The sequence below is a fragment of the Enterococcus sp. DIV1283b genome (assembly GCF_051710965.1).
Taxonomy (GTDB): Bacteria; Bacillota; Bacilli; order Lactobacillales; family Enterococcaceae; genus Enterococcus_B; species Enterococcus_B lactis.
This window is the reverse complement of the sequence record NZ_JBIOLR010000001.1, coordinates 2,626,029-2,632,500: the sequence shown is the minus strand read 5'-3', so window position 1 is coordinate 2,632,500 and position 6,472 is coordinate 2,626,029. Positions and strand designations below refer to the sequence as shown.

General features: G+C 43.7%; 3 protein-coding genes, 25 tRNA genes, 2 rRNA genes and 1 riboswitch (1 of these 31 running past the window's edge). All 30 genes read left to right on the top strand.

The window, feature by feature from the left end; translation table 11 throughout:
- Positions 1-33: ribosomal RNA gene (locus IGJ53_RS12985) — 23S ribosomal RNA — on the top strand; it begins 2,882 nt to the left of the window's first position.
- A gap of 95 nt (positions 34-128) precedes the next feature.
- Positions 129-244 (top strand): 5S ribosomal RNA (rrf, locus tag IGJ53_RS12980).
- Positions 245-257: 13 nt separating this feature from the next.
- Positions 258-330 (top strand) — tRNA-Val (locus tag IGJ53_RS12975).
- 3 nt (positions 331-333) lie between these two features.
- Positions 334-406, top strand: a tRNA-Lys gene (locus tag IGJ53_RS12970).
- A 7-nt stretch (positions 407-413) separates the two neighbouring features.
- Positions 414-495, top strand: a tRNA-Leu gene (locus tag IGJ53_RS12965).
- A gap of 17 nt (positions 496-512) precedes the next feature.
- A tRNA-Thr gene (locus IGJ53_RS12960) sits at positions 513-585 on the top strand.
- An 11-nt stretch (positions 586-596) separates the two neighbouring features.
- A tRNA-Gly gene (locus IGJ53_RS12955) sits at positions 597-668 on the top strand.
- A gap of 16 nt (positions 669-684) precedes the next feature.
- Positions 685-770 (top strand) — tRNA-Leu (locus IGJ53_RS12950).
- A 10-nt stretch (positions 771-780) separates the two neighbouring features.
- Positions 781-854: transfer RNA gene (locus tag IGJ53_RS12945), tRNA-Arg, on the top strand.
- A gap of 9 nt (positions 855-863) precedes the next feature.
- A tRNA-Pro gene (locus IGJ53_RS12940) sits at positions 864-937 on the top strand.
- A 19-nt stretch (positions 938-956) separates the two neighbouring features.
- A tRNA-Ala gene (locus tag IGJ53_RS12935) sits at positions 957-1,029 on the top strand.
- A gap of 27 nt (positions 1,030-1,056) precedes the next feature.
- A tRNA-Met gene (locus IGJ53_RS12930) sits at positions 1,057-1,130 on the top strand.
- 13 nt (positions 1,131-1,143) lie between these two features.
- Positions 1,144-1,217 (top strand) — tRNA-Ile (locus IGJ53_RS12925).
- A 23-nt stretch (positions 1,218-1,240) separates the two neighbouring features.
- Positions 1,241-1,330: transfer RNA gene (locus tag IGJ53_RS12920), tRNA-Ser, on the top strand.
- Between the two features lie 12 nt (positions 1,331-1,342).
- A tRNA-Met gene (locus tag IGJ53_RS12915) sits at positions 1,343-1,416 on the top strand.
- An 18-nt stretch (positions 1,417-1,434) separates the two neighbouring features.
- Positions 1,435-1,510, top strand: a tRNA-Asp gene (locus tag IGJ53_RS12910).
- Between the two features lies 1 nt (position 1,511).
- Positions 1,512-1,582: transfer RNA gene (locus IGJ53_RS12905), tRNA-Gly, on the top strand.
- A gap of 12 nt (positions 1,583-1,594) precedes the next feature.
- Positions 1,595-1,668 (top strand) — tRNA-Ile (locus tag IGJ53_RS12900).
- Between the two features lie 24 nt (positions 1,669-1,692).
- Positions 1,693-1,780: transfer RNA gene (locus IGJ53_RS12895), tRNA-Ser, on the top strand.
- Positions 1,781-1,801: 21 nt separating this feature from the next.
- Positions 1,802-1,873 (top strand) — tRNA-Glu (locus tag IGJ53_RS12890).
- Between the two features lie 23 nt (positions 1,874-1,896).
- Positions 1,897-1,986, top strand: a tRNA-Ser gene (locus tag IGJ53_RS12885).
- Between the two features lie 11 nt (positions 1,987-1,997).
- A tRNA-Met gene (locus IGJ53_RS12880) sits at positions 1,998-2,071 on the top strand.
- A gap of 18 nt (positions 2,072-2,089) precedes the next feature.
- Positions 2,090-2,162: transfer RNA gene (locus tag IGJ53_RS12875), tRNA-Asp, on the top strand.
- Positions 2,163-2,165: 3 nt separating this feature from the next.
- Positions 2,166-2,238: transfer RNA gene (locus tag IGJ53_RS12870), tRNA-Phe, on the top strand.
- A 4-nt stretch (positions 2,239-2,242) separates the two neighbouring features.
- Positions 2,243-2,313, top strand: a tRNA-Gly gene (locus IGJ53_RS12865).
- 12 nt (positions 2,314-2,325) lie between these two features.
- Positions 2,326-2,399: transfer RNA gene (locus IGJ53_RS12860), tRNA-Ile, on the top strand.
- Positions 2,400-2,410: 11 nt separating this feature from the next.
- Positions 2,411-2,482: transfer RNA gene (locus IGJ53_RS12855), tRNA-Glu, on the top strand.
- A 186-nt stretch (positions 2,483-2,668) separates the two neighbouring features.
- A riboswitch (SMK box riboswitch) is annotated at positions 2,669-2,748 on the top strand.
- Entirely contained in the window at positions 2,746-3,939 is a 1,194-nt protein-coding gene (gene metK / locus IGJ53_RS12850) for a methionine adenosyltransferase (protein WP_002292731.1), read from the top strand. It overlaps the preceding riboswitch by 3 nt.
- 130 nt (positions 3,940-4,069) lie before the next feature.
- Positions 4,070-5,542, top strand: a complete 1,473-nt coding sequence (locus tag IGJ53_RS12845; RefSeq protein ID WP_010733488.1) for an MDR family MFS transporter — start codon at positions 4,070-4,072, stop codon at positions 5,540-5,542.
- 82 nt (positions 5,543-5,624) lie between these two features.
- Positions 5,625-6,413, top strand: coding sequence for an alpha/beta hydrolase (locus IGJ53_RS12840; RefSeq protein ID WP_002374137.1), 789 nt, complete (start codon positions 5,625-5,627; stop codon positions 6,411-6,413).
- The last annotated feature ends 59 nt before the right edge of the window (positions 6,414-6,472 follow it).

Here is a 6,472-nt window from a genome sequence, read left to right as displayed (position 1 = left end):
GGACTGATACTAATCGATCGAGGACTTAACCAATAGGTTAAAAAGAAAAGAACTCGGCAAAAAACTTATAGAACTTCAAATCCAGTTTTGAGTGAACAAAATTTACTCAATAAAAGATAACACCACAGTGTGGTGGCGATAGCGAGAAGGATACACCTGTAACCATGCCGAACACAGAAGTTAAGCTTCTTAGCGCCGATTGTAGTGAGGGGTTGCCCCTTGTGAGAGTAGGACGTCGCCACGCTTAAGTTATCCATGGAGGTTTAGCTCAGCTGGGAGAGCATCTGCCTTACAAGCAGAGGGTCAGCGGTTCGATCCCGTTAACCTCCATATGAGCCGTTAGCTCAGTTGGTAGAGCATCTGACTTTTAATCAGAGGGTCACAGGTTCGAGCCCTGTACGGCTCATATTTTTGCGGGTGTGGCGGAATTGGCAGACGCACTAGATTTAGGATCTAGCGCCTTACGGCGTGGGGGTTCAAGTCCCTTCACCCGCATCATTTAAGTTTTACATGCCGGCTTAGCTCAGTTGGTAGAGCATCTGATTTGTAATCAGAGGGTCGAGGGTTCAAGTCCTTTAGCCGGCATCTTTAAACACGCGGAAATAGCTCAGTGGTAGAGCACCACCTTGCCAAGGTGGGGGTCGCGGGTTCGAACCCCGTTTTCCGCTTTGCCAAAGCAATCGCGCCGGGGTGGCGGAACTGGCAGACGCACAGGACTTAAAATCCTGCGGTGAGTGATCACCGTACCGGTTCGATTCCGGTCCTCGGCATTTCAAATATGCGCCCATAGCTCAACTGGATAGAGTGTTTGACTACGGATCAAAAGGTTAGGGGTTCGACTCCTCTTGGGCGCGTTAATTAAACGGGAAGTAGCTCAGCTTGGTAGAGCACTTGGTTTGGGACCAAGGGGTCGCAGGTTCGAATCCTGTCTTCCCGATAATTATAAATTTAAACACGGGGCCTTAGCTCAGCTGGGAGAGCGCCTGCTTTGCACGCAGGAGGTCAGCGGTTCGATCCCGCTAGGCTCCATTTCATTTAAATAATGAATATCTTTTTCGCGGTGTAGCTCAGCTGGCTAGAGCGTCCGGTTCATACCCGGGAGGTCGGGGGTTCGATCCCCTCCGCCGCGATTTTTAAGAGCCTGGACCTTTAGCTCAGTTGGTTAGAGCAGACGGCTCATAACCGTCCGGTCGTAGGTTCGAGTCCTACAAGGTCCATTGTGGCGTTGTAAGTTTCATATGGAGGATTACCCAAGTCCGGCTGAAGGGAACGGTCTTGAAAACCGTCAGGCGGGTAAAACCGTGCAAGGGTTCGAATCCCTTATCCTCCTTTATCGTATTATCGCGGGATGGAGCAGTCTGGTAGCTCGTCGGGCTCATAACCCGAAGGTCGTAGGTTCAAATCCTGCTCCCGCAATTAAAAACTAAAAACACTGGTTCCGTGGTGTAGGGGTTAACATGCCTGCCTGTCACGCAGGAGATCGCGGGTTCGATTCCCGTCGGAACCGCCATGCGGGTGTAGTTTAGTGGTAAAACCACAGCCTTCCAAGCTGTTGTCGCGAGTTCGATTCTCGTCACCCGCTTTTAGTTTTTATGGGCCTATAGCTCAGCTGGTTAGAGCGCACGCCTGATAAGCGTGAGGTCGATGGTTCGAGTCCATTTAGGCCCATTAGTACAAAATCTTATTGGTTTTGGGGAAGTACTCAAGTGGCTGAAGAGGCGCCCCTGCTAAGGGTGTAGGTCGGGAAACCGGCGCGAGGGTTCAAATCCCTCCTTCTCCGTTTCAATATTTTGTTTTACCTGGCCCGTTGGTCAAGCGGTTAAGACACCGCCCTTTCACGGCGGTAACACGGGTTCGAATCCCGTACGGGTCATTAAATTCAATATAGTTTTACATGGAGGATTACCCAAGTCCGGCTGAAGGGAACGGTCTTGAAAACCGTCAGGCGGGTAAAACCGTGCAAGGGTTCGAATCCCTTATCCTCCTTTTCATATTATCGCGGGATGGAGCAGTCTGGTAGCTCGTCGGGCTCATAACCCGAAGGTCGTAGGTTCAAATCCTGCTCCCGCAATTAAAAACTAAAAACAATGGTTCCGTGGTGTAGGGGTTAACATGCCTGCCTGTCACGCAGGAGATCGCGGGTTCGATTCCCGTCGGAACCGTTTGGCTCGGTAGCTCAGTTGGTAGAGCAATGGATTGAAGCTCCATGTGTCGGCAGTTCGATTCTGTCCCGCGCCATTATGCGGGTGTAGTTTAGTGGTAAAACCACAGCCTTCCAAGCTGTTGTCGCGAGTTCGATTCTCGTCACCCGCTTTTAGTTTTTATGGGCCTATAGCTCAGCTGGTTAGAGCGCACGCCTGATAAGCGTGAGGTCGATGGTTCGAGTCCATTTAGGCCCATTTATTTTATTGGCCCGTTGGTCAAGCGGTTAAGACACCGCCCTTTCACGGCGGTAACACGGGTTCGAATCCCGTACGGGTCATGGAAGATACTTGATGAGTATCTTTTTCTTTTTATCTGAAAGAATGATTTTAAAAGGCTTAGCAGAGTTATCTTTATAGATGATTGTGCTAAGCTTTTTTGGATAAATCTAATGTAAAATATTTATATTTTTTAAGCAAAAAAATGAAAAAATACGAGCAGAAAACTGTTTTATCTGCTATACTTGGTTCGTTGCAAGTTCCCGAAAGGATCCGCAGGACGGAGATGCCTTGTAACCGAATTTAACTAGGGGGAATCATTATAATGGTAGAAAGACACTTATTTACATCAGAATCTGTTTCTGAAGGACATCCAGATAAAATCGCTGACCAAATCAGTGATGCAATCTTGGATGCAATTTTAGAACAAGACCCAACAGCACGAGTAGCGTGTGAAACATCTGTAACAACTGGGCTTGTTTTAGTATTTGGAGAAATATCTACGACGGCATATGTAGATATTCAAAAAGTCGTACGGGAAACAATAAAAGAAATTGGTTATACACGTGCAAAATTCGGATTTGATGGAGATACAGCAGCTGTATTGGTTGCGATTGATGAACAATCTCCTGATATTGCTCAAGGAGTTGACGAAGCACTTGAGATCCGGGATGAAGATAAAAAAGACGTATTAGATGAAATTGGTGCTGGCGACCAAGGGTTAATGTTTGGTTTTGCTGTAGATGAAACACCGGAATTAATGCCTTTACCAATCGCTTTGAGTCATCGTCTGGTACGCCGCTTGGCAGATTTGCGTAAATCAAATGAATTAACGTATTTACGTCCAGATGCAAAATCTCAAGTCACAGTTGAATATGATGATCAAGGACAACCTGAGCGCGTAGATACAATCGTTATTTCAACACAGCATGATGATGCAGTAGATAATGAAACAATTCGTCATGATGTCATCGAAAAAGTAGTGAAGGAAGTTATTCCAGCTGAATTATTAGATGATCAAACAAAATATTATATCAATCCGACTGGCCGATTTGTCATTGGTGGTCCTCAAGGGGATGCCGGATTAACAGGAAGAAAGATCATTGTTGATACGTATGGCGGTTATGCTCGTCATGGTGGCGGTGCTTTTTCTGGTAAAGATGCGACAAAAGTTGACCGTTCTGCCAGCTATGCTGCACGTTATATTGCTAAAAACATCGTTGCAGCAGGGCTTGCTCGCAAAGCAGAAGTACAGCTAGCTTATGCGATTGGTGTTGCTCAACCTGTTTCGATCTCCATCAATACTTTCGGTACTGGAACGGTTCCGGAAGAAGAACTGATTGCTGCAGTGAGAGAAAACTTCGATCTTCGGCCAGCAGGAATCATCGAGATGCTTGATTTGCGTCGTCCGATTTACAAACAAACAGCTGCTTACGGTCATTTTGGTCGTACAGATGTGGATTTGCCTTGGGAACATACGGACAAAGTAGATGCATTGAAAGCAAGTTTAGCAAAATAAGCTATATTCAGCTGGAACGATCGCCGAATGGTGGTTGTTCCAGCTTTTTTTATGGCAGTGCATCTCTTGAAAAAGATAGTGAGTATTTATCTATTTTTAGATCCTGTCATGATGAAAAAGGAGGAATAAGATGAAAAAAGAAACAAATGTTGCTTTAGTCACAGTGAGTGTTTTCATTGCAACGTTCATGACGGCTATTGAAGGAACAATTGTAACAACCGCTATGCCAACGATTGTCGGCTCATTACATGGAATGGAAATCATGAACTGGGTATTTTCGATTTATTTGCTGACAAACGCTATGCTTACTCCGATTTACGGAAAACTTGCGGATAAAGTGGGACGGAAACCAATTTTTATTTTTGGGACATTATTGTTTATTATCGGTTCGTTATTTTGCGGTTTATCTCAAAGCATGATCGGGTTGATTGCTGCTCGTGCGATTCAAGGGATGGGCGCTGGAGCAATGATGCCAGTAGCTTTGACGATCATTGGCGATCTTTATTCTATTGAGAAGCGAGCAAAAGTTTTAGGCTTGAATAGTTCAGCTTGGGGGATTGCCAGTGTTTTTGGACCGCTTGCGGGAGGATTCATCGTTGAAACGATCAGCTGGCACTGGATCTTTTTTATCAATGTGCCGATCGGAATTCTATTAATTATTTTGATTTGGCTATATTTAAATGAACCAAAAATCATACATGAGTCTAAACCAATGGATATTTTTGGTAGTTTTAGTTTGATGGCCATGCTTGTCTCATTGCTGTTAGGGTTCCAATTATTAGGAGACGAAGGAATGAGTCCGCTTGTTTCTGCTTTGCTGCTAGGTAGTATCGTAATGTTAGGTATTTTTATTTTTGCCGAAAAAAGAGCTAAAGATCCTGTCATTATGATGCATTTATTCAAAAATCCACTATTTGTTGTGGTCAACTTGGCTGCAGCATTGGCTAGTGGTTTTTTGATGGGAATCGATGTTTATATTCCTATGTGGATGCAAGGTGTATTAGGACTGAATGCAGCAATTGGTGGGTTGGTATTAGCACCATTATCACTAGTCTGGATGGTTGGTTCTTTCCTTGCAAGCAAGTGGATGACTCAAATGAAAACTCATTGGGTCTTGAGAATTGGACTACTAATCGCAGCTATTGGGGGCGCTTGGTTGTATCTTATGCCTTTCAGAAGTAACTATTTATGGTTTTTTGCTATATCAACGATCATCGGTATAGGCTTAGGTGTGACCATGACTACCTCGACTGTCAGTGCACAAAATAGTGTATCTCGTGATCAGCTTGGTGTAGCAACTTCTTTTAATACGTTAGTTCGAACAATTGGTCAAACAGTCATGGTTTCTATTTTTGGTTTATTGATAAATGGGGTAACTAAACGAGAACTTGCAGCAGCAAATTTAACAAATGATGCAGATATCATGAACAAACTGGTGAATCCACAAACGGCTAAATATATCGATGCGGATATTCTGTTACCATTAAGAAAAATTCTTTATGATGGGTTACATTCCGTTTATCTAGTTGGCTTGTTACTCGTGATCATTGCTTTGGTCTTAACGCTTTTCGTTCATGAAAAAAGTGGTAAAATAAAACAGTAGTTTCGGTCGAGACATGTACTTTGCCGAATCATTCAAATTTAAAGTTATTCAAAAATAACTTCTTACTAAGGAAGGCGAAAATATGGCATTTATTCAAGCAAATATTTATTCGAATGTATTAGAAATGGAAGTCAATCTAAATGTGATACTCCCACAAACAACTAAAAAGGTGATTGGCACCAGTTCAGAGCAAGCGACAACGGACATACCTGTTTTATATTTACTTCATGGGATGGGTGGCAATCATAGTGTATGGGAAAGACGTACGTCGATTGAACGTTATGTAGCAGACTACGGATTAGCTGTCATCATGCCATCTACTGATCTTGGCTGGTACACAGATACGGTTTATGATATGAAATATTGGACGTTCATTGCAGAAGAGCTACCTGAGATTTGTCATGAACTATTCCCGCAATTAACAAGAAAAAGGGAAAAAACATATGCCGCTGGATTATCGATGGGCGGATATGGCGCATTAAAACTAGGCCTTGCAAAATCAGAAAATTTCGCAGCAGTAATCTCTCTTTCAGGCGCTGTTTCTGTAGGAAACCGAATGGATGACCTTTTGATGGTACGTAAAGCAGCCTTTTGGGAAGGAATCTTTGGACCATTGGATCAAATCGAAGGTTCAAAGAATGATCCGCAATATTTATTGAAAGAATTAGTAAAAAGCGGAAAACCAGTCCCAAGGTTTTATATGGCTTGTGGGGAATCTGATTTTCTTTATCAAGCAAATCAGGAAATGGTATCTGCTATGCAGGAACAAGGCTTAGCGGTCACCTTTGAACAAGGACCTGGCGATCATAACTGGGTCTTCTGGGATCAATGGATCCAACGTGCATTGGTGTGGCTGATGGAAGAAAAGTAAAAAAGAGACTTAAAAAGATAGCTCCTATAGAGATCACTTTGTTGGTGACCTTTATAGGA